The sequence below is a fragment of the Streptomyces sp. NPDC043908 genome, from assembly GCF_056435525.1.
The window spans coordinates 105,060-131,341 of record NZ_JBWKEI010000008.1; the positions used below are offsets into that span (position 1 = coordinate 105,060).

The following is a 26,282-nucleotide window of genomic DNA, read 5'->3' on the forward strand; positions in this document are numbered from 1 at the left end:
TCCCCGCGCCCCTTCAAGGCCCGGAGTACGGCTGCCGGCTGACGTGGGCTGAGCGCGCAGTTCCCCGCGCCCCCAAGGGGTCCGACGGCACGCGGAACAGCCGGCTCAGCCCCAGTCCTTGAGGGGCGCGGGGAACTGCGCGACCAGCCCTCCACAGGCCCGCAGCCGAAGTCCCGGCCGGACAAGGGGCGCGGGGAACTGCGCGACCAGCCCTCCACAGGCCCGCAGCCGAAGTCCCGGCCGGACAAGGGGCGCGGGGAACTGCGCGACCAGCCCACCACCAACCCGCAGGGGAAGTCCGGGCCCGATCAGGGGCGCGGGGAACTGCGCGAGCGGCCCAGCACGGTCCGCAGACAAAAGACGACGGGGCCCGGGGGGCGAAGCCCTCGGGGAAACGTAGGACAGGGCCCGGGGCGGAGCCCAGCCCGGGGAAAGGTCAGCGCGGGGACAACGGCAGGGCCCCGACCCCCGCCCTCCGAACCGCCACAGACCCATACGCCGTACGAAGCCGCAACCACGGCCCCGCCCCCAGCAAAGCCACCTCGGCCCCACCCCCGGACGGAGACGAGACCGCACCGGCCCGCAGGAACCCCAGGGACTGCGCCGCGTGCACCACCCGCAGCGGCACCCCGGTCTCCCCCAGCGTCCGCGACCAGATCTCCCGCCCCATCCGCTCCCGCTCGGCCCGCGTACGCGACTCCTCCGGCAGCGCCTCGTCCCGCGCCCGGAACTCCGCCACCGCGGCCGCGACCGCGCCCCGCATCTCCTCGGGCGAGGGCAGCCCGGGCAGCCGGCGCCAGCCGCCGCGCGGCGGGAGCACGCCGGCCCACGGCGGCCCGGTCACGGCGGCCGGGACCACCACCGCCGACGCGGGCTCGTCGAGGGCCTCCAGGAGCTCACCCGCCGACACGGTGACATCGAGCTCCACCACCGCGTCCAGCCGCACCGTACGAATCGCCAGCACCTCGAACGCCGGCGGGCGCCCGAACACCGCCAGCGCCCCAGCCCCCGCCTGCAGCCGCACGGCCGCCGACCGGTCGTAGTGGATCAGCCGGGCCAGGAAGGCGGCGAGATCCGCCACCTCCCCGGCGTCGGCGAAGCCCAGCTTCACGGTCATGCCGCGGCCCGCTCCGACCCCGCGGGCTTCCCCGCGCCGCCGCCCGCGGCGCCGCGCGCAGCACCGCCCGCACCGGCCGGCCCCTCGACGTACTCCTGGAGGAACGCCTTCTCCTCCGCGGAGATCCGCCGGGGCCGCCCCGCCGCCAGGTCGTACGGCACCACGACCGTGGACGCCCGCACATACACCTGCTCGGGGTCCTTGATCTCGTACGCGATCGTCAGCGACGCCGCGCCGATCTTCGTGACCCACGACTCGACGGTCACCGGCTCGTGGCGGTGCACCAGCGGCCGTACGTAGTCGATCTCGTGCCGGGCCACGACGGACCCGCCCGAGAACGACGGCGAGCCGTCCCCCGGCGCCAGCCGGAACATGAAGTCGATCCGGGCCTCCTCCAGATAGCGGAGGAAGACCACGTTGTTGACGTGCCCGAAGGCGTCCATGTCCGACCAGCGGAGCGGGCAGCTGTAGATGTGGCGAGCCAAGAAGATCAGCCCCGGGTGAGCTTCTTGTAGGTGGCGCGGTGCGGACGCGCCGCGTCGGCCCCGAGCCGCTCGATCTTGTTCTTCTCGTACGACTCGAAGTTGCCCTCGAACCAGTACCACTTCGAGTCGCCCTCGTACGCCAGGATGTGCGTCGCGACCCGGTCCAGGAACCAGCGGTCGTGGGAGATCACGACAGCGGCACCCGGGAACTCCAGGAGCGCGTTCTCCAGCGAGGAGAGCGTCTCGACGTCGAGGTCGTTGGTGGGCTCGTCGAGGAGCAGCAGGTTGCCGCCCTCCTTGAGCGTCAGGGCCAGGTTGAGGCGGTTGCGCTCACCACCGGAGAGCACCCCGGCCGGCTTCTGCTGGTCCGGGCCCTTGAAGCCGAACGCGCTGACGTACGCGCGCGAGGGCATCTCGACCTGGCCGACGTTGATGTAGTCCAGCTCGTCCGACACGACCGCCCAGAGGGTCTTCTTGGGGTCGATGTTGGCGCGGCTCTGGTCGACGTACGAGATCTTGACGGTCTCGCCGACGCGGATGGAGCCCGTGTCGGGGGTCTCCAGGCCCTGGATCATCTTGAACAGCGTGGTCTTGCCCGCGCCGTTCGGACCGATGACGCCCACGATGCCGTTGCGCGGCAGCGTGAAGGACAGGTCGTCGATGAGGACCTTGTCGCCGAAGGCCTTGGAGAGGTTCTCGACCTCGACGACGATCGAGCCCAGACGCGGGCCCGGCGGGATCTGGATCTCCTCGAAGTCCAGCTTCCGCATCTTGTCGGCCTCGGCGGCCATCTCCTCGTAACGGGCGAGGCGCGCCTTGGACTTGGTCTGCCGGCCCTTGGCGTTGGAGCGGACCCACTCCAGCTCTTCCTTGAGCCGCTTGGCGCGCTTCTCGTCCTTGCGGCCCTCGACCTTGAGGCGGGACGCCTTCTTGTCCAGGTACGTGGAGTAGTTGCCCTCGTACGGGATCGCCCGGCCGCGGTCGAGCTCCAGGATCCACTCGGCGACGTTGTTCAGGAAGTACCGGTCGTGGGTGACGGCGACCACGGCGCCCGCGTACTTCGAAAGGTGCTGCTCCAGCCAGTTCACCGACTCGGCGTCGAGGTGGTTGGTGGGCTCGTCGAGGAGGAGCAGGTCGGGCGCCTCGATCAGCAGCTTGCAGAGCGCCACCCGGCGCTTCTCGCCACCGGAGAGGTTGACCACGGGCCAGTCGCCGGGCGGGCAGCCCAGCGCGTCCATGGCCTGCTCCAGCTGGGCGTCGAGGTCCCAGGCGTTGGCGTGGTCGAGGTCCTCCTGGAGCTTGCCCATCTCCTCGAGGAGCGCGTCCGAGTAGTCGGTCGCCATGAGCTCGGCGACCTCGTTGAAGCGCTTGAGCTTGCCCATGATCTCGGCGGCGCCGTCCTGGACGTTCTCCAGGACCGTCTTCGACTCGTCCAGCTGCGGCTCCTGCATGAGGATGCCGACGCTGTAGCCCGGCGACAGGAACGCGTCGCCGTTGGAGGGCTGCTCGAGGCCCGCCATGATCTTGAGAACGGTGGACTTACCGGCACCGTTGGGACCGACCACACCGATCTTCGCGCCGGGCAGGAAGCTCAGCGTGACGTCGTCAAGGATCACCTTGTCGCCGTGCGCCTTGCGCGTCTTGCGCATGGTGTAGATGTACTCAGCCAAGAGAAACCGTCCGGCAGTGTGAATCGGGCTGTGGGCAGATACACCCCATCTTGCCGTACCGCCACCCCCTGGCGGAAACGGGTACTTCCCGGGGGACGCCAGTGGCCCCGGTGCGCCTGCGCTCACCGGGGCCACTGTCACGAGGTGGTCACTCCGAGTCCACGGTTTCGTGGATCGGAGCCGCTGGGTCAGTGCCCGGCGGTCCCGGCCTTCTTGCGGCGGAGGAAGAACACCGCGCCGCCGCCTATGGCGACCAGGGCGACAGCGACGCCCGCGATCATCGGCGTGGAGCTGGAGGAACCCGTCTCGGCGAGGTCACCACCGGTGGTGGAGCCGCCGGACGAGGAGCCCGACGAGGTGCCGCCCGCGGAGGCGGGGCTGGGCTGCGACGACGGCTTGGTGGTGCTGGGGGTGCCGGCCGTCTTGCAGTCCAGGACGCCCTTGAACTCCTGCTTGAAGCCGTTCGGCCCGGTGATCACGAAGTCGTACGCCTGGTCCTCGGCGACCGGCACCGTGATGGTCTTCGACTTGCCGGCTTCGATCGTGTACGACAGGCCGGCGAGCTTGAAGGTGAACGCCTCGTCGCCCTTGTTGGTCGCCGTGACGTCCACGCCGCCCTTGGCGCAGTTCTTCGCGGCCGTCAGGGCCGGAATGGCGCCCTGCTTGGCCCAGGTCGCCTTGGCGACGGCGGTCACCGTGGAGTCGCTGGAGCCGGCGAGGATCTGCGTCTGGCTCTTGGACTCACTGGCGAACGCGCGGCCGACCGGCACCTGGGTGGTGGCCTGGACGGTCAGCGAGCCGGAGCCCGGCTGGGCGCCCGCGGGCACGTCGAAGTAGAGCTGGGTGCCGTTCTTGGCGACCGCGGCGGCCTTGCCGCCCTTGTCGAGGACCTTGACGCCCGCGGCCTTGAGCTCCTCGGACGGGGTCACCGTGACCTTGTCGGCGTTGGTGTGGACGGTCACCGGGCCGAGCTTGGAGCCCGCCTTGCCGGAGACGGCCGCGTTGTCGAGGGTCAGGGACGCCTTGGGCTCGGCGACGTTCTTCGCGGACTTGGTCAGCCAGTCCGCGAGGTCCTTGGCCTGCGCGTCCACCGCGTCGACCTGGGCGTGGTCGGAGTAGCGCCAGATGGCGACCTGGGTGGCCGCGGCGGCCGTGCCATTGGTCAGCTGGCCCTTGAGGCCGGCCGACTTGGCGAGCGCCGTCAGGTCGTTCACCTGCGGGTACGAGTGCTCGAGGATCCAGCGGATCTTGCCCGCGTCCGGGTTGCCGCTGAGCGACGTGCCGCTCCAGGGGGTCTCCTGGTACTTCGCGGCGGGCTGCGTCGGGTTGTGGATGTCGATGCAGTACGTACGCAGGGTGCCGCCGCCGTCGACGACCATCTGGAAGAGGCCGGCCGAGACCGGGCGGTCGCCGCCCTGCTGGTGGATGACGGCCTTGCCGGAGGCGTCCGGGTCCAGGCCCTTGATGGTGGCGACCGCGCCGCCCTGGTGCTGCTGACCGGGCGTGTCGGCGACCGCCGTGCCCGCCCCGGCCATGGCGCCGCCGGCGACCAGACCCGAGACCGCGACGGCGGCAGCGAGGCGTGCCACGCCGCGCTTGCGTACAGACTTGGGTACAGAAAGCCCGTGAACGACTGAAAACACAGAATTCCCCTTCGGGCGAGGAGCTTTCGCGTACGTGCGCGTGGGGGAAGTGCCTCGCCTGCTGACTCAAGTGCCCCGTGAGTAACGGAAATCCTATGGAGATCGGGCCGCCTGATCCCCTGTCATGCGATCAGATAACCATTCCGAATCGGAATCGTTATCGCCGTTACCCGTCCCCACCTGGGGTTATCGACAAATCTCCAGTGCGGAAACGGACTTTCAGGGCGCCGCGACGGCTTCCTCGACAGCCCTCACGGAGGCCTCAACACGCCCCCCACCTGCGCTTTCCCCACCTTGCCCGGCGTGCCCCCCAACCGCCTCGTCACCCCCAGCGACCACTTCCGCACCGCCCGTTCCCGCCCAGGGCGGAGAGGCCGTGGAAACCGGTTGCGGGTCCGGTTTCCATGCGCTCGGAGCCCCCGAACCGGCTTCTCCCGCAGGGTCCTTGGGCGGCCCGGTGAGCGTGGGGTCCGCTTTCACCACGCGCCGGAACGCGGACGTCCCCCGCGTCAGATCGTGGCCCACCGCGATTGCCTCGACATCCGCCGAGAACCGGCGCTGGCCGTCCAAGTCCTCGTCACGCACCCGCAACCTGCCGTGCACCACGAGCGGTTCGCCCACGGCGACCGAACTCGCCAGGTTCAGGCCCAGCGTCCGCCAGGCCCAGACCGTGTAGAAACTGGAGTGGCCGTCCACCCAGGCGTTCTTCTGCCGGTCGAACCGGCGCGGGGTCACCGCGAGCCGGAACCGGGCCACCCCGCCGGTCGCCGTCTCCCGGAACTCCACCCGCGTCGCGGCGTTCCCCACCAACGTCACCAGCGTGTCGTTCATCCCCACCACTCCCCCGTCCTGCGTGCCGTGCGCGCCCGTCGCGCCCATCGGCGTCCCCGTCGCGGCTCCGTCCGGCCCAGCTGGCCGATCGAACCCTTGCGCTGTCGATGACCATGCTGGACCGGACGGAGGACCTTGCGCCGGGGCCTGTGGACCACCCGGCGATTGTGGAAAACCTCGTCACCCGAACGGGGGTTGTCGGGGTCGGGCGGAGGCGGGTCGGTGGGGGGGAGGGCGCAGGGTGGAGGGCGGCGGGGCGGCGGGGCGGCGGGGTGGTGTCGGGGCGTCCGTGCCGGTGCTCGGCGAGCCGCGAGCCCGCCCCCGTCACTACACCCCGTCACTAAACCCCGTCACGACACCCCGACCCGCACCCCCGACCCCGCCGCGGTCCCCCCGCGCACCGCCACGTACTGCTCGCGCACCTCGCGATAGCGCATCAGCTCCGCCGCGACCGGGTCCAGGACCTGCGCCCGGCCGCACCCCGCCGCCGCTTCCCGCAACCGCCGCTCGGCCTCCTGCCCGTACCGCCGGCCGGGTCCGCGCGCCGCGACCCCGCAGGCCCACTCGACCAGCGGACCCCCGACGATCCCGGCCAGCATCACCAGCGCCGGCACCAGCAGCCCGGGCGGGAACACCCCCACGATCTGCCCGGCGAGCCACACACCGCCCACGATCTGCACCAGCGTCATGGCCGCCTGCACCACGACCGCCGCGGGCCACCACGCGGGGCGGGGCGAGGTGCCCCGTTCCAGCTCGGCCCGTACAGCGAGTTCGTCCAGGGCCTCCGGCAGCCCCTCGGCGCCGCGCACCGCCGCCTCCCGTACCGCCTGCGCCCAGGGGGCGGGCAGTCCGGTGGCCGCCTCCTCCGCGACCAGGCGTACCGCCTGTTCGACCCGCTGGCGGGCCGTCACCTCCTCCTCCGGAGGAGGAGCGGGCTGCGGCGACTCCCGGCCCGGGACGCGCAACCCCTCGTACCAGCGCCAGAGCCGCAGCCAGGGGGTGCCGCAGGCGCGGCCGGCGTTGCGCCGCCACTCCCGTTCGGCGGCCTCCCCCGCGGCGGCGGCGCCCACGGCCGCCGCGAGCCGGTCGGTGAAGGCCTCGCGGGCCCGCTCGTCGAGCCCCGTACGGCCGTCCGCGACGTAGACCGGCCGCAGTTCGGCGGCGGCGGCGTCCAGGTCGGCCGAGACGCGGCGTTCCGGAGCGCCGCGTTCCTGCACGAACCGGCTGAGCAGGTCGCGCAGTTCGCCGACCCCCTGGCCGGTGAGGGCGGAGAGGGAGACGACGGTGGCGCCGGGTTCGCCGTGCTCACCGAGCGCCATGCCGTCCTCGTCGAGGAGCCGGCGCAGATCGTCGAGCACCTGGTCGGCGGCGTCGCCGGGGAGCCGGTCGACCTGGTTCAGTACAACGAAGGTGACCTCGGCGTGCCCGGCCAGCGGCCGCAGGTACCGCTCGTGGAGCACGGCGTCCGCGTACTTCTCCGGGTCGACGACCCAGACGACCGCGTCGACGAGCGCCAGGACCCGGTCGGCCTGGCGGCGGTGTTCGACGAGCGCCGAGTCGAGGTCGGGCAGGTCGACGAGGACCAGCCCCTGGAGGGCCTCGGCGTGCGGGTCGGTGGGCAGGGGCCTGCGGCGCAGCCTGCCCGGCAGCCCGAGCCGGTCCAGCAGGCCCGCGGCGCCGTCGGTCCAACTGCACGCGATGGGGGCGGCGGTGGTGGGGCGGCGGAGCCCGGTCTCCGAGATGTGCGTACCGGCGAGGGCGTTGAACAGGGTCGACTTGCCGCTGCCGGTGGCCCCGGCGATGGCGACGACCGTGTGCCGCGCGGACAGCCGCTGCCGTGCGGCGGCCTCGTCGAGCACGCGGCCCGCCTCGGCGAGCGTCTTCCCGTCGAGCCGCGTCCGCGACAGCCCCACGAGCTCCCGCAGCGCCTCCAGCCGCCCGCGCAGTTCGGCTCCGTAGGGCCCGCCGATGGGTACGTACGCCTCGACCGGCTCGGGCTCCTCCACGGGAACCTCGTCCTCGGCCGCTTCGTTGACCCGTCGAGCGATCAGCCCGTCGTCCCAGCCGAGCTCGGACTCCGACTGCGCGGCGAGGACGGCCTGCGAGGCCTGTGCGGGTTCTGCGGCTTGTGCGGCTTGCGCGGCTTGCGCCGAGTTGGCCCGGGCGCGGCGGTACGGGAGGCGGCTCGTCCGGGGCGGGGCGGGCGCGGGCGCGAGTGTGGGCGCGGGTGCCTTTCGAGTGGGGGCCTGCGACGAGGTCTTCGGGGGTGTCGCGGGACGCGGGGGTGTCTTGGTACGGGCGCTGCTGGGGATGTCCCGGGCGGGGCGGGGGTTCCTGGGAGCCTCGGCGGGTTGCGTACTGGCGGTGCTACTGGCGGTGCTGCTGGCGGTCGACATATCGACTTCTGTCGTTTTGGGCCCGGGCGTGTCGGATCTGGGGGTGGCGGGCTTGAAGGTGACGGACTTGAACGTGACGGGCCGGGACACGATCGGCGTCGAGGCGAGCGGCCTGGACACCCCTGGCCTGGGCTTCTCCGGCAAGGGAACGATCGGCTTGGGGGTGGCTGGCTTGGGGGAGGCGGGGGTGGGCTTGTCGGATTTGGCGGTGCTGGGCTTGGAGGCGCCGGGTTGAGGTGCGACCGGCTTGGACGCATCGGGTCCGGCCGCGGCCGGCTTGGGATTGGCCTGCTCGGACGCGACTGGCCCGGACGCGCCGGGACGGGCGGCGGCCGGCTCGGACGCGCCGGGACGGGCGGCGGCCGGCTCGGACGCGCCGGGACGGGCGGCGGTCGGCTCGGACGTGCCGGGACGGGCGGCGGTCGGCTCGGACGTGCCGGGACGGGCGGCGGTCGGCTCGGACGTGCCGGGTTGCTGCGCATCCAGCTCGGGGTCGCCCTGCTCGGGTGCGACCGGCTTGGACGCGTCGGGTTGGGGCGCGTCCGGCTCGGGGCTGCCCTGCTTGGGTGCGACCGGCTTGGACGCGTCGGGTTGGGGCGCGTCCGGCTTGGGGTTGCCCTGTTCGGGCGTGACCGGCTCGGACGTGCGGGGTTGTTGCGCGTCCGGCTTGGGCTTGGCCTGCTCGGACGCGATTGGCCCGGGCGCGCAGGGACGGGCGGCGGCCGGCTCGGGCGCGCCGGGACGGGCGGCGGCCGGCTCGGACGTGCCGGGTTGCTGCGCGTCCGGCACGGGGTCGCCCTGTTCGGACGTGACCGGCCCGGACTTCTCGGGCTCGGCCCCGACCTTCCTGGACGCCTCCGATTGGGTCTCGGCCGCCTTGGACCTGCCCTGCTCGGGCGGTGCGACCGGTACGGACCTGCCAGGCTGGACGGGGTCGGCCTTGGGTGTGTCGGGCTTGGCCCCGAGCGGCTTCGAACCCTCGCGTTGCGGCGTCACCGTCTTGGGTTCGTCCTGCTCGGGCGTGACCGGCACGGACTTGTCGGGCTTGGTGGCGTCCGCCATGGGCGCATCGCCCTTGGTCGCGACCAGCCTGGAAGCCTCCGACTTCGCCACTCCCGGCCTGGACTTCTCCTGCTCGGGCGTGACGCGCCCGGACTTGCGGGCCTCCGGCGCGACACGCCCGGACTCGTCAGCCCCGGCCGCGACCGCCCTGGACTTCTCCGACTCCCGCCCGACCGGCCTGGACTTCTCGGGCTCCGGCCCGACCGGCTTGGGCTGGTCGGGCCCAGGAGCAGGAGCGCCCCGCTTCGACGTCGGCGCGGCAGACGGGGGCGTACCGCCGCCGGACGGAGTTCCTCCGGTTGTGTCGGCGTCGGGCGTGTCGGCTTCCTCGGCGCGAACTTCCTTCCCCGACTCCCCAGCGGGAGACCCCTTGGCCCCCGCCGCGCTCTCACCCGGCTCCGACCTGCGGGAAGGCGGTCGTTCGGCCCACGGGCGGTCGAAGCCGAGCCACCCGGAGGTGGGCCGGACGGTCTCCAGCCCGCCGCTCGGCGACCTCCCGGGGATGCGGACCTCGACCGTCACGGACGCGACCGGCGCCACCGGGGCGGGCCCGTCGCCGGGTCCTTCGCCGGACGCCCCCTCCCCCTCCGCTGCGACTTTCTCCGCGGCCTCAGATTCCGCAGAGTCAGAGGTCACAGAGGCCGCAGAGTCCGCAGAGTCCGGAGAAGACCCGGCCTTGGCGTCGGCCCCGGCCCGCGACTCCCCCGCGTCCGGTTCCGGCCCCCCGGACTCGGGCTGGTCGGCCCCCGGCCGGTCCGTCAGAGCGGTCACCCCGCTCACCTCTCCTTCTGCAGTAGGGACAGCGCGGCGATCAGCCCGGCCTGGGGCTCCGGGGTCACCCGGAGCGCGTCCAGCGGGGCGAGCCGGCGGTCGCGTTCGGCGTGCAGGACGCGGTCGATGTACGAGGTGACGAGCTTTCCGCCCTGGTCGCGCAGGCGCAGCGCGCGCTTGGCGCCGATGCGTTCGGCCAGCCGTTCCCCGGCCCTGCGGGCGCGGCGTCCACCGAGGAGCGAGGCCGCCAGCAGGGCCGCCACGGCCTCGGCGGAGGGGGCGACGGCCCGGTCCATCTCCCGTACCTCCTCCTCGGCCAGCTCCTCCAGGACCCGCCGCCAGCGCCGCAGGACGAGCCCGATGCGGTCCCCGGCCTCCCGGTCCCGTACGCGCCGGACCAGCTCGGCGGCAGCCGGTTCACGGCCCCATGCCTCGCGCACCCGTTCGTCGGCGGCGGCTGCCGCGCAGGTGAGGAGTTCGGTGAGGCTCTCGCAGAGGGCGTCGAGGAGCTCGACGGAGCTGGCGTCCCGGGGGTACGCCCGCCAGCGGGTCAGCGCGTCCCCGGCGAGCACGCCCCCCGCCTGGAGCCTGCGCCGCACGCGCGCCCCTTCCCGCTCGTACGCCTCCTCCACCGCGCTCGTCATCCGTACGGCGGCGGCGTACTGGGCGGCGACGGCGGAGGCGAGCTCGGGCATACGGGCGTTGAGCGAGTCGATGACCCCGACGGCGGTACGGAAGACGGCCTGCTGGCGGGCGGCCGGGTCCTGGGCCCGGTGGGCGAGCCACTGGCCGAGCGCGGCCACCGCCGTGGCGGGCAGCAATCCACTCCCGCCCCCGGCCGATTCGGGCAGCTCGGGGATGGTGAAGCGGGGCACGTCACCGAGCCCGGCCTTGGTCAGGAGCGCCGCGTACTGCCGGGACACCTCGCCGATGACCTGGTGCGGCACCCGGTCGAGGACGGTGATCAGCATGGCGTCGTACTCCTTGGCGGTCCGCAGCAGGTGCCAGGGGACGGCGTCCGCGTACCGCGAGGCGGTCGTGACCATCACCCAGATGTCGGCGGCGCAGATCAGCCGGGCCGCGAGCAGACGGTTGCTGACGATCAGTGAGTCGATGTCGGGCGCGTCGAGCAGGGCGAGCCCGACGGGCAGGTTCCGCGAGGTCTCGACGCGCAGCGAGTTCTCCGCGTCGTTGCCCCCGATGCCCTCGTCGATGTCCGCCTCGTCGTTCTGCTGGGGCAGCCAGACGCGGGTGAGCTGGGGCAGGACGCGGATCTCGGTGAACCAGTGGTGGTCGTCGGGGTGGCAGACGAGTACGGGGGTGCGGGTCGTGGGCCGCAGCACACCGGCCTCACTGACCCGTCGCCCCACAAGGGAGTTGACGAGGGTGGACTTTCCGGCGCCGGTGGACCCGCCGACGACGGCGAGCAGCGGCGCCTCGGGATCTCTGAGCCGGGGCAGCAGATAGTCGTCGAGCTGTGCGAGGAGTTCGCCCCGGGTCTGCCGTGCGCGCGCCGCCCCCGGGAGGGGCAGCGGAAGACGCACGGCCGCGACCCTGTCGCGCAGGGCGGAGAGTGCGTCAATCAGCTGAGGCCGTACGTCCAAGGTCACCACATGCGAAGAATGCCCAATTTTGGCGGCTTTTTGAAGCGTATGGAGGCCTTCGCGCGCCGATCGGACACATGGGACAGACGGGAGGAGTGGGACGCAGGCATAACGAGTGCACAACACCCGGCCCCGCGAGCGTCAAAAGCGCTGCATGTTCCGCGCTCGCCTGCGATTATCGGTTCGCTTCACCGAACCTCCACATCGTGCCACGCAGGTGAAGCAACCGGGGCGAGGTGAGAGGAGCCCTATCCTTGTCCCCGGCAAGGTCACGGCCCGGAGCCGAACTCCGGATCACAGCCTTGCCCGCCCGGGGGCTCCAGGCCATCCGGCCCCCGTAGCTCAGTGGATAGAGCAGGCGCCTTCTAAGCGCTTGGCCGCAGGTTCGAGTCCTGCCGGGGGCGCTTCCGCCCATGCGGTATCCGGCCCTCCCCCTGGGAGGGCCTTTTTGCTGCTCGGCAGCACCGTAGCGAGGTGCCCGTAGAGACCGCGTAAGCCCCCGTCGCCAGCAGCCGGCCCGAGGCGTCCCGGCGTCGGCCGCACCACCGTCCCCGGGTTCTCAAGTGGCCGCGTGCCCGCAACCGGCCCCAGTCCAGCAGATACCACCTCATCCATCGGCGCACTGCCCCCGATCGGCGGCAACATATCGGGCGCGGACACGGCTCAAGATCCACCCTTCACGGGGACAAGTCACGAGTCGGCTCAGCCCATGGCGATGGCCGGTCGACGAGGGCGCTCGGCATACGAGGCAGTTCTCGGCACACTTCCTGCTGCCGAGATCATCGCGCGATTGGCCGATCATTCTGGACGCCAAAAACGAAAGGCGGATAAAGCCGCTGCGCTCATGAGTGGACAGGAGAAAGACGCCCACCGAGCAAGGGCAGAAGAGACTCTCACAACGTTTGACCTGTCGAGGCAAGACGCCGCCCAACCGAGCCAACTGCGCCCACCCCCAAGCCCGGAGGAGGCGGTACGCCGCCTGGAACTAACAGACATCAAGCGCATCCGGCAAGCGAGAAACAAGGCCGCAATTGTCGCAGAAATGGGATGCATTTACTTGCACGTCAGGGGGGGGTGTGGCTGACTTTGAGCCGATGGGTTCACGCGTCCTCGAAGCAAGTACCGAATACCTCATGGCGCACATGCTTCTTTATGCAGCTGCCCCGTTTATGCCACGCAGAAGTACCGCAAATGAAGAGCCGGGGCCACAGACGAACGCCTACTGCTGGAGCGGCTCGGTGGAGGACCAGAAATCCGAGTGCTCCCGTGGCCTGAGTTCCTCTTCCTTCGGTCCGCCCGGCTGCCCCGGTGTTCCCGGCGGGTATGTCATCGCCGAGTCCTTGGCGCAGCCGAAGCCCGCGCTGATGTGGACGTTGCCGATGCTGCCGACGCCCAGGTCGACTCCGAACCCGTCGGGGCTCTTGGCCCGGATGGAGGGCATGTCCTTGTCGGGGTTGACGCTTTCGACGGTGAAGCCCTGCCGTTCCCAGTAGCGCTGTACGACGCCCAGCAGGTTCCCGCGCCGTTGCGCTGAGATCACGGTGAGGACATGACGGGTGCGGTTGATGGTCGTAGTGCCGGTCGGCTCGTTGAGGCCGTTGCTGCAGGCCTCCCGCATGGGATAGCCGTAGGACCACTTCACGGGCGGCTGAATGGCCGCCAGCGTGCCGTCGAGGATCGCCTCCGCGCGCTCACCGGCCCGTTGCATGTCCATCGTCGGTACCTTCTCTTCCTTCTTCCCCTGGTCCTTCGTGCCGCTCTGCCCGCCAACGGCCCCGCAGCCGGCAAGCAATGCCACCAGGAGCATCCCGGTCAGCATCCGCACTGCCCCGCGTCGACGCGTCATCGCGGCGCCGCCTTTGTGATCTTGTTGCCGTGACCGGCGACCACCTTCACGATGTTCTCCAGGGAATCTCCACCCTCACGAGGGTCGAAGTAGAGCGAATGGGCCGGAAGGTCCCCGGTGACGAGCCCCGCCAGACCGGTGTCCTTGCCGGGGGCCACGCTGAAGCGATGGCCGCCGAAGTGGTCGTCGGCGGGGTCGGTCCCGAACCAGTTCTTCTTGGGACCGTACTCGCTCCCGGGCGCGAGGTACTCCAGCAGGTTGCCCGTGGGCAGGTTGGTCACCTGGTCGTTCTCGGCGGCTCCGACATAGACGTGGTCGGCGCCCACGCCGAGGTCGGAGGCCTTGTCGACGCCGGTTCCCGGGCTGCCGACGAGCACCACGTCGTCGGCCGGGATGCCACCGGGCCGCTGGGTGGCCTGGCCCACAGTCAAGGAGCCGTAGGAATGCCCGATGGCCGTCACATGCGGGGAACCTGACTCGTGGGTGGCCCGGATGCCGCTCAGGAAACGGTCGTACGCCGGGGCACCCGCCTTGGCGTCGTCGTCCCTCATGACGTCGGTGGCCGACCACGTGAAGCCGTCGAGCTGGGGTGCGTCGTAGCCGAGCCAGACGATGGACGCCGTGGTGGTGTCGGGGTAGTTCCGGTGCGCGACGTTGGCGACGTTCCAGGCCCGGTCGACGTCCTGCGACGCGAAGTGTCCGCTCAGCTTGGTGTTCAGGCCCGGCACATACGCGGAGACGTTCTTGGACGTGTCCGGATCCCCGAACGACACGATGGCCCGGCCGTGTCCCTCCGCGCCGATGCCGAGCAGATAGGGCCGGGGGTGGCGGTCCGTGGCCAGCTGCTGCTGGATGCCCTTCACCCCGTCGATCTTGTCCTTGAGCGCCTTCGCCTCGTCCCCGTCGGCCGCCGCGTAGTCCGCCTCAAGACTGTTGAGCAGCATGGGCAAATACACCCGGTTGGCCCGGTCGCGGTCGGCGGCCGGGATGCCGTCGCGGTTGCCGATCTGCTGCGCGTAGTCCTGGATCAACTCGGCCTGGAGGCTCGGGGAGAGTCCCGCCCACCATGTCCGGACCTCGCCGGGCGATCCCTTCTCGCCGGGCATGCCGAGCTCGGACAGCAGGTCGCGGTTGAGGCTGTTCGCCGTCGCCAGCTCCAGGAAGCCGGTGCGCCAGTCGCCCTTGGCGCACCGGCCGGCCGCGTCCGTGAAGAGCTTGACGGCCGCCGCGTACCGCTTGTCGGCGGCGTGCGCCGCGTGCAGGGCCGCCCCGATCCGGTCCGCGTAGTCCTGTGCACGGGTGGCCTGGTCCCGGTGCATCATCGCGACGTCACCCGGCGTCATGTGGGCGGTGTCGACGGTGGGCGCGGTGACCGTGCCGTCGTCGGCGACCTTGTACCCCGCCTCCGTGGCCTCGGCGACGGCGGCCTTGAGCCGGCCCTGCTCGGCGGCGAGTTCCTCACCACAGGCCCGGAGCACAGTGCCGACCCCATCGAGTTCCTGCTTGGCCACATTGAGGTCGCGCTGCATCCGGGCGAGCCTGTCCGCGGCGGACTCGGCGGCGAGCCCGCCCCAGTCCCCCTGCCCCAGGGGCCGGTGCAGGTACTTGCCACAGTCACCGGCATGCGTGCCGAACGCCTCTGCCAGCTTGTCCCAGGCGTCTCCGGCATCCGTGAGCAGCAGCGGCTTGGCGTCACGAAGTTGCGCGACCCGCATGCGTCAGCGCCCCCCGTTCACGCCGAACGGAAGGGGTACCCCCGCAGCGTACGGGCCGGAGGGGGCGGCGACGCCCGGCGCACAGGAGTCCATGTCTCGAGCCACGTTGCGCGCAGCTTCTCCCGCCCGCCGGACGTCACCCGGTCCGGTCCGGAACCCCCGCGTACCGCCGCCGATCGGCGTGGACATACCGCCGTCCCCTCACTCGCTGATCTTTCTCGCGGCAGGCTACCGGGCGGCTCGACCTCGGCCATGAGTACGCGTACTCACACGCGCCCCATCGTGGCGGCCGGTCGTCAAACATCCCCGTTGCGGCTCGCCCGCACCTGGGCGACCAGCTCCCTGGATTCCCTCCCCGGCCGGGCCGTCCCCCTCAGCCACCTGCACCCACCCCCGCCACCCGCGCCACCCGGACAGCCGCGGCCCCTACGACACGATGTCCTTCCTCTCGAACCCCCGGAACGCCAGCGCCACCAGCACCAGCGCGTACCCCACCGACACGCCCGCGCCCTGGGCCATGCCGCTCCACTCCAGGTGGGGCTGGAGCGCGTCCGCCCAGGCGAACTGCCAGTGGGCCGGGAGGGCCTTGCGCCAGTCGCCCAGGGCCGTGATCGCGTCCAGGACGTTGCCCACGATCGTCAGGCCCACCGCGCCGCCGACCGCGCCCAGCGGCGCGTCCGTCTTGGTGGAGAGCCAGAACGCGAGCCCGGCCGTGACCAGTTGGGAGACGAAGACGAACGCCACCGCGATGGCCAGGCGCGGCAAAGCCTCCCCGGCCCCGAGCGAGCCGCCGGTGGGGATCTCCAGCGGGCCCCAGCCGTACGCCGCCGTGCCCACCGCCAGGGCCACCAGCGGCAGCAGTACGATCGCCGCCGCGCTCAGGCCCAGCGCCACCACCAGCTTGCTCCACAGCAGCCGGGCCCGGGGCACGGGCGCGGCCAGCAGATAGCGCAGGGACGACCAGCCGGCCTCCGAGGCGACCGTGTCCCCGCAGAACAGCGCGACGGGCACCACGAGCAGGAAGCCCGCCGAGACGAACAGGGCGGTCGCCGCGAAGTTCGCCCCGGAGGCCGTCGCCGTGTCGATCAGGGTGATCCGGCCGTCCCGCCCGGACGGCGTGCCACCGATGGCGAACGCCGTGACCAGGATGAACGGCAGCGCGGCGAGGATACCGGCCATCACCAGGGTGCGCCTGCGGCGCAGTTGGCGCGCCGCCTCCACCCGCAGAGGCAGGGTGCGGCGCGGGCGGTAGCCCGGGGCGGTGGCCCTCAGGTCCGGCTCCCCGGCCCCGGTGTGCGTGGGCGCGCTCATGCCGGTCCTCCGATCAGGGTCAGGAAGGCGTCCTCCAGGCGGCGGTGCGGGCCCACGCCCGTCAACGGCACGTCGAGGCGGACCAGTTCGGCGATCAGACCGGTGGCCGAGGCACCCTCCAGGCGCACCAGCATGCCTTCGTCGGTGGGCGTCGCCGCCCCGACGCCGGGCAGCGCGGCCACCTTGTCGGCCAGCACCTCGGTGACCGGGCCGTCGACGGTGACCAGCAGCGTGTCGCTGCCGCCGGTGATCTCGGCGACCGGGCCCGCCTGGACGAGCCGGCCCCGGTCCATGACCACCAGATGCGTACAGGACTGCTCGACCTCGGAGAGCAGATGGCTGGAGACGATGACCGTGCGGCCGCCCTGGGCGTAGCGGATCATCACGTCCCGCATCTCGCGGATCTGCGGCGGATCGAGGCCGTTGGTCGGCTCGTCGAGGATCAGCAGGTCCGGCAGGCCGAGCATGGCCTGGGCGATGGCGAGGCGCTGGCGCATGCCCTGCGAGTACGTCCGCACGGCGCGCTGGAGCGCGTCGCCCAGGCCCGCGATCTCCAGCGCCTCCTCCATGTGGGAGTCCTCGGCGGGGCGGCCGGTGGCCTGCCAGTACAGCTCCAGGTTGGCGCGGCCGGACAGGTGCGGCAGGAAGCCCGCGCCCTCGACGAAGGCGCCGACCCGGGAGAGCACGGGCGCGCCGGGCCGGATGGCGTGGCCGAAGACGCGGATCTCGCCGCTGTCGGGGCGGATGAGGCCCATCAGCATGCGCAGGGTGGTGGTCTTGCCCGCGCCGTTGGGTCCGAGGAGGCCGAGCACCTGGCCCTTCTCGACGCGGAAGGAGAGGTCGCGGACCGCGTACCGGTCGGTCGACTTGGCGTACTTCTTCGTCAGGCCGGTGATCTGGAGCGGGACCTCGGCCAGCTCCGGGTCGGGGGCGGGGGCCGTGGCGCGGCGGGTGGCCAGCAGGCCGAGCGCGATCACCGCGCCCGCGAGCGGCAGCCCCCAGGCCCACCAGGGCACGCCGGCGGGCTCGGTCTTCACCCCGGGAGCCGTCGGCACCTTCAGCGAGCCGCCCACCAGCGCCACCTTGTACGTGCCGGGCGCGGCCGGGGAGGCGTAGCCGAGGTCGGTCGCGGCGACCACCAGGCGCAGCCGGTGGCCCGCCTCCACGTTGTGGTCGACGGCGGGCAGGGTGACCTCGACCTCCTTGCCCTCCTTGGCGCCGTCCACCCGGACGGGCGTGACCAGTTGGGCGGGGAGCACCTGCCGCTTGCCGTCGGGGCTCACGTCGTACACCTTCGCGAAGAGCACCGCGTCGTCGGCGCTGGAGGTGACCTTGAGCCGGACCGTGGGCGAGCCGGTGACGCGCAGGCCGGGCCTGAGCGGTTCGGAGTCGAAGCGCGCGTACTGCCCGGGGAAGTCGATGGACAGGCCGCCCACGCCGAGCGAGGACAGGCCCGCCAGTCCCCCGCCGACGCCGGGCACGGCCGAGATGGCGGGCGGGGCGGCGCCCGCCGGGTTCTCGAAGGTCTGCTCGCGGCCGGTGAGCCGCACCGCGCGCGTGCCGTCCGCCAGGCCCGGGTAGCTGCCGCTGGTGGCGCCGCGCAGCTGGGCGGCGCCGTCGGTGGAGCTGATGCCGCCGGTCCTGGTGACCCGGAAGGCGGGGCCGGTGGAGGCGTCCTCGTCGCCCTTGAGGTAGTGGTCGAACCAGGAGGTGATCCGGGGGGTGATCCGCCCGGACTCGCGGTCGCCGCCGTCGTGGCCGCCGGTGATCCAGTCGACCGCGACCGGGGCGCCGTTGGCGCGGATCCGGCGGGCCATGGCGTCGGCCTGGCCGAGCGGGAAGAGGGAGTCGCTCTGGCCCTGGACGATCAGCGCGGGCACCTTGATGCGGTCGCCCACGGCGGACGGGGAGCGGGCCGCCAGCAGGTCGCGCGCCTGGGCGTCCGGCCTGCCGCTGACCGCGACCCTCTCGTACATCTCGCAGAGCTGCTTCTCGAAGGTCTTGCAGCCGCCGCCGGTGGAGAAGAAGATCCCGGCCCAGAGCTTCTTGAAGACGCCGTCGGGGAAGAGGGCGTCCGCCAGGTTCCAGTACGTGATCTGGGGGGCGATCGCGTCGATCCGCTTGTCGTGTCCGGCGGCCAGGAGCGAGATCGCGCCTCCGTAGGACGCGCCGGTGACGCCGACGCGCGGGTCGCCCGCCGCGTCGAGCCGCACCTCCGGGCGCTTCGCCAGCCAGTCGACGAGCCGGGAGACGTCCTTCACCTCGAACGCCGGGTCGTTGAGCCCGATTTCGCCGGTGGAGGCGCCGAAGCCGCGCGCGGACCAGGTCAGCACCGCGTAACCCTCGCGCGCGAGGTCGCGCGCCTGGGCGCGGACGTCGTCCTTGCTGCCGCCGAAGCCGTGGCCCAGGAGGACGGCGGGGCGCTTCTTCTTGGCGTCCCCCGCCGTGAAGTACGACGTGTCGATCTTCGCCCCGGGCATCTCCATCATCCGGTCCTCCTGGTGCACCGCGGGCGCGCCGCCGGCGCCGGTGGCCGTCCACACGCCGGCACCGGCGAGCACCACGAGGGCGGCGGCCGCCCCGGCCGCCGCCCTCCCACGAGGTCTGCGCAGTCTCATGCCTCCACCGTAAGCGCCGGGTCCGACAACCGGACCTGCCGCCAGGTGGAGGCCGGGGTGTACTCGCGGCGTACGGGCGGCCGTTCCCGTACCGCGACGGCAGTACGGGCGCCGGGGCGGTGGCCCGGCGGGCGGTCAGCCGAAGGAGGCCCGCTCCAGCCAGAAGTCCAGGAGCGCGGCGTCGCCCAGGACCTCGACGCGGGGGCTGTCGGCGGGCAGCCTTCGGTAGAAGACGCTCAGGACGTCGGTGAGCGGGCCGCGCAGCGCCACCGTGGCCTTCTCGTGGGCGCGCCGCCAGCTCACCCCGTCCTCGCCGAGCTCGATCAGCCACTCGGCGCCGGGCGTGTCCGTGGCGTGCAGGTGGATGCTGCGGCCGGGGCCGCGCAGTTCGGCGGCGGCCGGGGCGAGCCTGGCGGCCTGGACGTACGTGACGATCTCCAGCCACTCGTCGATGGTGTCCGCGGCGACCTCCGGCGCGAGCACGTACTCCGCGCCCACGGTGAGCGCCGCGTCCGCGCGGTGGACCACCGTCTCGTGGGTCATCCGGCGCGCCCAGAACCCGGCGGTCGCGTCGCCCGTCCAGGACCAGGCGGCCTGGTCGGCGCCCGCGGTGCGCAGGACGTCGGCGCAGAGGGCCGCGCCCTCGCCCAACCAGGCGTCCAGCGCCTCCGGTTCGCCCTTCTCGGGGCCCTCGAAGGCGGGCACGCGCTCCTGCGGGACCGCGGCGGTGGACTTCGTACGGACGATCTCGGCGATCCAGCGGTGGGCGCCGCCGACGTGGACGGCGAGCTGGCCGAGGGTCCAGTCGGGGCAGGTCGGGACGGGAGTACGGAGATCGGCGCCGTCCAGGTGGGACCTCAGCGCGTCGGTCTGGCGCAGGATCTCGGCACAGTAGAAGTCGTGGTCGAGCGGCGTGGGCGCGGCAGTCATACCCCAAACCCTAGGCGCGGCCCGCCCGTTGCGTCCCGCGGACGGACCGCCGGATCCGGACAAGACCGCGCCCGCTGAGCCGCGGGCGCGGGTCTTGTCCGGATCCCGACGGCCCGGCCGCCGGGCCGCGTCAGGCCTGCTCGTCCTCCGGGATGCTCACCAGCCACCGCGTCTCGCGGCGCGGGCGCAGGTAGAGCGCCCAGTAGAGGGTGGCGACGGCCGTGATGCCGCCGGTCCACAGCAGGTACCGGGTCTCCTGCTGGGTGAGGATGTACGCGAGGACGGCGATCAGGACCACCGGGACGGCGGGCCACAGCGGCATCCGCCAGGCGGCGGTCTCCCGGTGCCCGCCGCGGCGGCTGAGCAGGGCGGCGACGGCGACCAGCAGGTACATGCCGGTGACCGAGACGCCGGTGACGCCGTACAGGGTGTCGAGGTTGACGAAGCAGAGGGCGGCGCCGGGGACGCCGACCAGGAGGGTGGCCACCCACGGGGAGCCGAAGCGGCCGAGGCGGGACAGGGCGCGGTTGACGGGCTCGGGCCAGGCCTTGTCGCGGGCCGAGGCGAACAGGACGCGGGAGTTCTGGATGACCATCACGATGCCCGCGTTGACGATGGCGAGGGCCACGCAGAGGCTGACGAAGGTGCCGACGGCCGAGTTGGACCAGGCGGTGACCATGCCGCTGATGTCGCCGGAGGTGAGCGCCGCGAGGTCGGGGGCGCCCACGGTGATGGCGACGACGGGGACGAGGATGACGGCGGTGGAGATGGCGAGGGTGGCGAGCACGGTCCGGGCCACGTTGCGGCGCGGGTGCTCCAGCTCCTCGGAGAGGTAGACGGCGGTCGAGAAGCCCTGGGTGATGAAGAGGGCGATGGCGAGGCCCGAGACGACCATCATCGCGGTGACCGTGGAGTGGCCGCCGCCGTCGGCGGCGACCGTGCCGTGCACGAGGGAGGAGCCGCCGCGCTCGCCGTGGGCGAAGCCGAGGACGGCGACCAGGGCCGCGGCGACGACTTCGAGGACCAGGAAGATCCCGGTGATCCAGGCGTTGGCCCGCAGGTCGAGCAGGCCGGCGAGGGTGGCGAGCAGCATCACGCCGCCGCCGGCCACGGGGGCGGGGATGTGGACGAGCGGCGCCAGGTAGTCGGCGGTGCCCATGGCGATGACCGGGGGGACGATCATCACGACGAGCAGGGAGAGGACGAAGACCAGCCAGCCCGCGAGCCGTCCGGCGAGGGTGGAGACCATCGCGTACTCGCCGCCCGCGCTGGGGATGAGGGTGCCCAGCTCCGAGTAGCAGAAGGCGACGCCGACGCAGAGCAGCGAGCCGATGGCGATGGTGAGCGCGGTGTAGGTGCCGAGGCTGGAGAACAGGTCGGGCACGACCACGAAGAGGGTGGAGGCGGGCGTCACGCAGGAGAGCGTCAGCAGGGTGCCGCCCACGACGCCGATGGAACGCTTGAGCTTCTTGGGGGCTTCGCCCGTGGCCGGGGAGAGGAGGTGGGGCGGGCTGAGCGTTTCGGTCATCGAGGTGCGTCCGATCGGCGGGATGGGGTTGTGAGCGGGGAGCGCTATCGACCTCCGGGTGGTGCTCCGGGGCCCGTCCGGCCCCGGTGGTGAGTGGTGGGTCGCTCCCGGGCCGCCATTTCAATCGCCACTCGATCCGCAGGTCAATAGGTGTTCACCTACGGAATTCGTCGCTCCGGCGCCCCTACGGCACTGATACGGCGTTAAGAGCGCAACAAAGGCGCAATGTTCGGCCGGTACGGGAACCGCAGCCGCCGCGCCGAAAAAGTTTGCCGGATCCCGCATACCGGAACGCCCTTGGCACCCCGTGCCAGGCCTGCGGTTACCCCCGGTCACCAGCCGGTGCCGGCCGGTGCGGCCCGCCGGGACCCGGCGGACGCTCGGCGGGCGCCCGGCGGGGGCCCGGCAGGCGCCCGGGCCGGGCCGGGCCGTACGGAAACGGCGGCGGCCCGCACGGTGGGGGAAACCGTACGGGCCGCTCGGAGGGCCGGACCGGGCCGGGGGCCGGCCGGGCCGTGGATCAGTGGTTGCGCGGGAAGCCCAGGTCGACGCCCGCGGGCGCGTCGGAGGGGTCCGGCCAGCGGGTGGTGACGACCTTGCCCCGGGTGTAGAAGTGCGTGCCGTCGTTGCCGTAGATGTGGTGGTCGCCGAAGAGCGAGTCCTTCCAGCCGCCGAAGGAGTGGTAGCCCACCGGCACCGGGATCGGCACGTTGACGCCGACCATGCCGGCCTCGACCTCCAGCTGGAAGCGGCGGGCCGCGCCGCCGTCGCGGGTGAAGATCGCGGTGCCGTTGCCGAACGGCGAGGCGTTGATGAGCGCCAGGCCCTCCTCGTACGACTCCACGCGCAGCACGCACAGCACCGGGCCGAAGATCTCGTCCCGGTAGGCGTCGGCGGACGTGGGCACCTTGTCGAGCAGCGAGAGGCCGATCCAGTGGCCGTCCTCGTAGCCCTCCACGGTGTACCCGGTGCCGTCGAGGACGACCTCGCAGCCCTGGGCCGCCGCGCCGGTGACGTAGGAGGCGACCTTGTCGCGGTGGGCGGCGGTGATCAGCGGGCCCATCTCGGAGGCCGGGTCGGTGCCCGGGCCGATCCTGATCTTCTCGGCGCGCTCACGGATCTTCGCGACCAGTTCGTCGCCGATGACGCCGACCGCCACGACCGCCGAGATGGCCATGCAGCGCTCGCCCGCCGAGCCGTACGCGGCCGAGACGGCGGCGTCGGCCGCCGCGTCCAGGTCGGCGTCCGGCAGGACCAGCATGTGGTTCTTGGCGCCGCCGAGCGCCTGGACGCGCTTGCCGTGGCCGGAGGCCGTGGCGTGGATGTGGCGGGCGATCGGGGTGGAGCCGACGAAGGAGACGGCGGCCACGTCCGGGTGTTCCAGGAGGCGGTCGACGGCGGCCTTGTCGCCGTGCACGACGTTGAAGACGCCGTCGGGCAGTCCGGCCTCGCTCAGCAGCTCCGCGATCTTCATCGAGGCCGAGGGGTCCTTCTCGGACGGCTTCAGGACGAAGGTGTTGCCGCAGGCGATGGCGAGCGGGAACATCCACATCGGCACCATGGCCGGGAAGTTGAACGGCGTGATGCCCGCGACGACGCCCAGCGGCTGGCGGATCGAGGCCACGTCCACCCGGCTGGCGACCTGCGTCGACAGCTCGCCCTTGAGCTGCACGCTGATGCCGCACGCCAGGTCGACGATCTCCAGGCCGCGCGCGACCTCGCCGAGCGCGTCGGAGTGCACCTTGCCGTGCTCGGCGGTGATCAGCTCCGCGATCGCGTCGCGGTTGGCGTCCAGCAGGGCGCGGAACGTGAAGAGCACCGCCGTCCGCTGAGCCAGCGAGGACTGGCCCCAGGTGGTGTACGCCTCGCGCGCGGCGGCGACCGCCGCGTCCACCTCCTCGACGGTCGCGTAGGCGACCCGTGTCGTCACGGCCCCGGTCGCGGGGTCGGTGACCTGGCCGTACGAACCGGAGGCGCCCGCAGCCCTCTCGACGGGCTTACCACCGATCCAGTGGTTGACGGTCTTCGTCATGGCAGGGAACTCCTTCAGAGATGGCGGCGTCGGGCTGCGACTTGCCGGTCGTACTCCTCGCGCGCCTCGACCGCCGACGAGCGGGTCGCGGTCTCGGCCACGGGAACATCCCACCACGCCTGCGCCGGGGGCGGGCCCGACACTGTGTCTGCCGTTTCGGTCTCGACGTAGACACATGTGGGACGGTCCGCCGCGCGGGCGCTCGCGAGGGCTTCACGCAGGTCACGAACGGTCTTGGGGCGCAGCACGGCCATGCCGAGGGAGGCCGCGTTGGCCGCCAGGTCGACCGGCAGGGGCTTGCCCGTGAAGCTTCCGTCGGGCGCCCGGAAGCGGTAGGCCGTCCCGTAGCGCTCGCCGCCCACCGACTCCGAGAGCCCGCCGATGGAGGCGTACCCGTGGTTCTGGAGGATCACCACCTTGATGGGGAGGTTCTCCTGCACCGCCGTGACGATCTCGGTGGGATTCATCAGATACGTCCCGTCGCCGACCAGCGCCCACACCGGCCGGCCGGGTGCGGCGAGCGCCACGCCGATCGCGGCCGGGATCTCGTAGCCCATGCAGGAGTAGCCGTACTCGACGTGGTACTGGTCGCGGGAGCGGGTGCGCCAGAGCTTGTGCAGATCGCCCGGGAGCGAGCCCGCCGCGTTGATCAGGATGTCGTCGCCGGTGACCAGGGCGTCGAGGACGCCGAGGACGTGGGCCTGGGTGGGGCGCGCGTCCTCGTCCCCGGCGGTGTAGGCGGCGGTGACGCGCTCCTCCCAGGCCGCCTTGGCCTCGCCGTAGGCGGCCGGGTACGCGGGCGCGACGCGGTGCCCGTCGAGGGCCCGTGTCAGGGCTTCGAGGCCGGCGCGGGCGTCCGCGACGAGCTGGAGCGCGCCGAGCTTGTGGGCGTCGGCGCCGTTCACATTGAGCCCGACGAACCGGACCGAGGGGTTCTGGAAGAGCGTCGAGGAGGCGGTGGTGAAGTCGGTCCAGCGGGTGCCGACGCCGAGGACGACGTCGGCCTCGCGGGCCAGCGCGTCGGCCGTGGCGGTGCCGGTGTGGCCGATGCCGCCCACGTCGCACGGGTGGTCGTGGGGCAGCGAGCCCTTGCCCGCCTGGGTGGCGGCGACCGGGATGCCTGTCTGCTCGGCGAAGCGGCGCAGCGCGTCCTCGGCGCGCGCGTGGTGGACCCCGCCGCCCGCGACGACCAGCGGCCGGCGGGCGCCGCGCAGCAGGCGGACGGTCGCGTCCAGCTCGTACGGGTCGGGCTCCTGGGCCCGTACGTGCCACACCCGTCGCCGGAAGAACTCCTCGGGCCAGTCGTACGCCTGCGCCTGCACGTCCTGCGGCAGCGCCAGGGTGACCGCGCCGGTCCTGGCCGGGTCGGTGAGCACGCTCATCGCGGCGAGCGCGGCCGGGATCAGCGCCTCGGGACGGGTGATCCGGTCGAAGTAGCGCGAGACGGGCCGCAGGCAGTCGTTGACCGACACGTCGCCCGCGTACGGGACTTCGAGCTGCTGGAGGACCGGATCGGCCGGGCGGGAGGCGAACACGTCGCCGGGCAGCAGCAGGACGGGCAGGTGGTTGACGGTCGCCAGGGCCGCCCCGGTGACGAGGTTGGTGGCGCCCGGCCCGATCGAGGTGGTCACCGCGTGGGCGGAGAGCCGGCCGGACTGGCGGGCGTAGCCGACGGCCGCGTGCACCATGGCCTGTTCGTTGCGGCCCTGGTGGTAGGGCAGGTCGCTGCCGGGCTCCAGGAGCGCCTGGCCGATCCCGGCGACGTTGCCGTGGCCGAAGATGCCCCAGGCGGCGGTGATCAGGCGCTGCTCGGTCCCGGCGCGGGAGGTGTACTGGCTTGCGAGGAAGGCGAGCAGCGCCTGCGCGGTGGTCAGACGCCTGGTCGTACCGCTCATCGGTAACCCTTCGCGTAGTCGGTGTGGCCCGGGTGGAAGCTGATGCGCCACGCGCGTTCCTCGCCCGGCCCCGCCATCACGTTCAGGTAGTACATGGGGTGTCCGGGGGCGGCGATGGAGGGCCCGTGCCAGCCGTCGGGGACGAGGACGGTGTCGCCGGTGCGGACCTCGGCGAGGACGTCGGCGCCGCCCGGGCGCGAGGGCGACACGCGCTGGTAGCCGAAGCCGTCCGGGCCCGCGAACTCGAAGTAGTAGATCTCCTCCAGCTCCGACTCCCGGCCGGGCACGTGCTCGTCGTGCTTGTGCGGCGGATAGGAGGACCAGTTGCCGCCCGGGGTGACCACCTCGACGGCGATGAGCCGGTCGCAGTCGAAGGCGTCGGCGGCGGCGAAGCCCCGGATCTCGCGGGCGGTGACGCCGGAGCCGCGCTGTTCGAGGGGTACCTCCGGCGCGGGGCCGCGGCGAGCGGGGAGTCGGCGCTCGCACCTCGCTCCTGCCAGGGCGAAGCGGCCTCCCGCGCCGGAGGCGATCTGGGCGTGGGCGTCACGCGGGAGGTACGCGAAGTCGGTGGCTCCGGCGAACACGCTCTCCCTGCCCCGCAGTTCCAGGGTCCGGTCTTCTACATGTACGGTACAGCCACCTTGCAGGGGCAGCAGGATCCACTCGCTGCCGCCGGTGGCGAGGGAGTGCTCCCCGCCCGGCGCCAGCTCCAGGATCCGCAGGCCCGAGTAGCCCCAGCCGGCCCGCTCGGGGCCGATGTCCAGGGCGTACGCCCCCGTGGAGGCGGATCCGGCCCGTACGAACAGCTCGTCCTTGTGCGCGTCCATG

At 72.6% G+C, this 26,282-nt stretch carries 15 protein-coding genes, 1 tRNA gene and 1 pseudogene; 1 reads left to right on the forward strand and 16 read right to left on the reverse strand.

Translation table 11 applies throughout. The features are described from left to right. Positions 1–436 precede the first annotated feature (436 nt). The 7 genes and pseudogenes from AC069K_RS19060 to AC069K_RS19090 form a co-directional block, all read right to left on the reverse strand. Positions 437–1,117, reverse strand: a complete 681-nt coding sequence (locus AC069K_RS19060; RefSeq protein WP_478617672.1) for a DUF8010 domain-containing protein — start codon at positions 1,115–1,117, stop codon at positions 437–439. After that, on the reverse strand, positions 1,114–1,602 hold the full coding sequence (locus tag AC069K_RS19065; protein WP_358832196.1) for an acyl-CoA thioesterase: 489 nt from the start codon (positions 1,600–1,602) through the stop codon (positions 1,114–1,116). The genes AC069K_RS19060 and AC069K_RS19065 overlap by 4 nt, the downstream gene beginning before the upstream one ends. Before the next feature lie 5 nt (positions 1,603–1,607). Beyond that, positions 1,608–3,272 (reverse strand): energy-dependent translational throttle protein EttA, encoded by a 1,665-nt coding sequence (gene ettA, locus AC069K_RS19070; RefSeq protein WP_358832195.1) that lies wholly within the window; start codon positions 3,270–3,272, stop codon positions 1,608–1,610. A 188-nt stretch (positions 3,273–3,460) separates the two neighbouring features. Then, entirely contained in the window at positions 3,461–4,861 is a 1,401-nt protein-coding gene (locus AC069K_RS19075) for an LAETG motif-containing sortase-dependent surface protein (RefSeq protein WP_478617676.1), read from the reverse strand. Positions 4,862–5,359: 498 nt separating this feature from the next. After that, positions 5,360–5,746 (reverse strand): annotated as a pseudogene (locus tag AC069K_RS19080) (single-stranded DNA-binding protein); the annotation flags it as partial. 350 nt (positions 5,747–6,096) lie between these two features. Further along, positions 6,097–8,142 carry a YfjP family GTPase gene (locus AC069K_RS19085; RefSeq protein ID WP_478618104.1) on the reverse strand — a complete coding sequence of 682 codons (2,046 nt, stop codon included), beginning with the start codon at positions 8,140–8,142 and terminating at the stop codon, positions 6,097–6,099. Between the two features lie 1,838 nt (positions 8,143–9,980). After that, complete coding sequence (locus tag AC069K_RS19090) at positions 9,981–11,579, reverse strand: dynamin family protein (protein ID WP_478618106.1); 1,599 nt, start codon at positions 11,577–11,579, stop codon at positions 9,981–9,983. A 331-nt stretch (positions 11,580–11,910) separates the two neighbouring features. Between AC069K_RS19090 and AC069K_RS19095 the strand changes: the two genes are divergently transcribed. Next, positions 11,911–11,983, forward strand: a tRNA-Arg gene (locus AC069K_RS19095). 815 nt (positions 11,984–12,798) lie between these two features. On the opposite strand, the gene AC069K_RS19100 is transcribed toward AC069K_RS19095, so the two are convergent. From AC069K_RS19100 to iolB, 9 genes are all read right to left on the reverse strand, one after another. Beyond that, the gene (locus AC069K_RS19100) at positions 12,799–13,425 is read right to left on the reverse strand and encodes a hypothetical protein (protein WP_478617679.1); all 627 of its coding nucleotides are present in this window, start codon (positions 13,423–13,425) and stop codon (positions 12,799–12,801) included. Next, on the reverse strand, positions 13,422–15,140 hold the full coding sequence (locus AC069K_RS19105; protein WP_478617681.1) for an alpha/beta hydrolase: 1,719 nt from the start codon (positions 15,138–15,140) through the stop codon (positions 13,422–13,424). Before AC069K_RS19105 ends, AC069K_RS19100 begins: the two co-directional genes overlap by 4 nt. Before the next feature lie 426 nt (positions 15,141–15,566). Then, positions 15,567–16,451, reverse strand: coding sequence for an ABC transporter permease (locus tag AC069K_RS19110; protein WP_365101163.1), 885 nt, complete (start codon positions 16,449–16,451; stop codon positions 15,567–15,569). Next, complete coding sequence (locus AC069K_RS19115) at positions 16,448–19,069, reverse strand: alpha/beta fold hydrolase (RefSeq protein ID WP_478617685.1); 2,622 nt, start codon at positions 19,067–19,069, stop codon at positions 16,448–16,450. Before AC069K_RS19115 ends, AC069K_RS19110 begins: the two co-directional genes overlap by 4 nt. 135 nt (positions 19,070–19,204) lie before the next feature. Further along, on the reverse strand, positions 19,205–19,999 hold the full coding sequence (locus AC069K_RS19120; protein ID WP_478617687.1) for a maleylpyruvate isomerase family mycothiol-dependent enzyme: 795 nt from the start codon (positions 19,997–19,999) through the stop codon (positions 19,205–19,207). Positions 20,000–20,129: 130 nt separating this feature from the next. Next, the gene (locus AC069K_RS19125) at positions 20,130–21,527 is read right to left on the reverse strand and encodes an APC family permease (protein ID WP_478617690.1); all 1,398 of its coding nucleotides are present in this window, start codon (positions 21,525–21,527) and stop codon (positions 20,130–20,132) included. A gap of 520 nt (positions 21,528–22,047) precedes the next feature. Beyond that, positions 22,048–23,559: a CoA-acylating methylmalonate-semialdehyde dehydrogenase gene (gene mmsA, locus AC069K_RS19130; RefSeq protein WP_478617693.1), complete on the reverse strand. Its 1,512-nt coding sequence runs from the start codon at positions 23,557–23,559 to the stop codon at positions 22,048–22,050. A gap of 14 nt (positions 23,560–23,573) precedes the next feature. Continuing rightward, the gene (gene iolD / locus AC069K_RS19135; RefSeq protein WP_478617696.1) at positions 23,574–25,454 is read right to left on the reverse strand and encodes a 3D-(3,5/4)-trihydroxycyclohexane-1,2-dione acylhydrolase (decyclizing); all 1,881 of its coding nucleotides are present in this window, start codon (positions 25,452–25,454) and stop codon (positions 23,574–23,576) included. Beyond that, positions 25,451–26,281: a 5-deoxy-glucuronate isomerase gene (gene iolB, locus AC069K_RS19140; RefSeq protein WP_478617699.1), complete on the reverse strand. Its 831-nt coding sequence runs from the start codon at positions 26,279–26,281 to the stop codon at positions 25,451–25,453. Before iolB ends, iolD begins: the two co-directional genes overlap by 4 nt. Position 26,282: the final 1 nt, after the last annotated feature.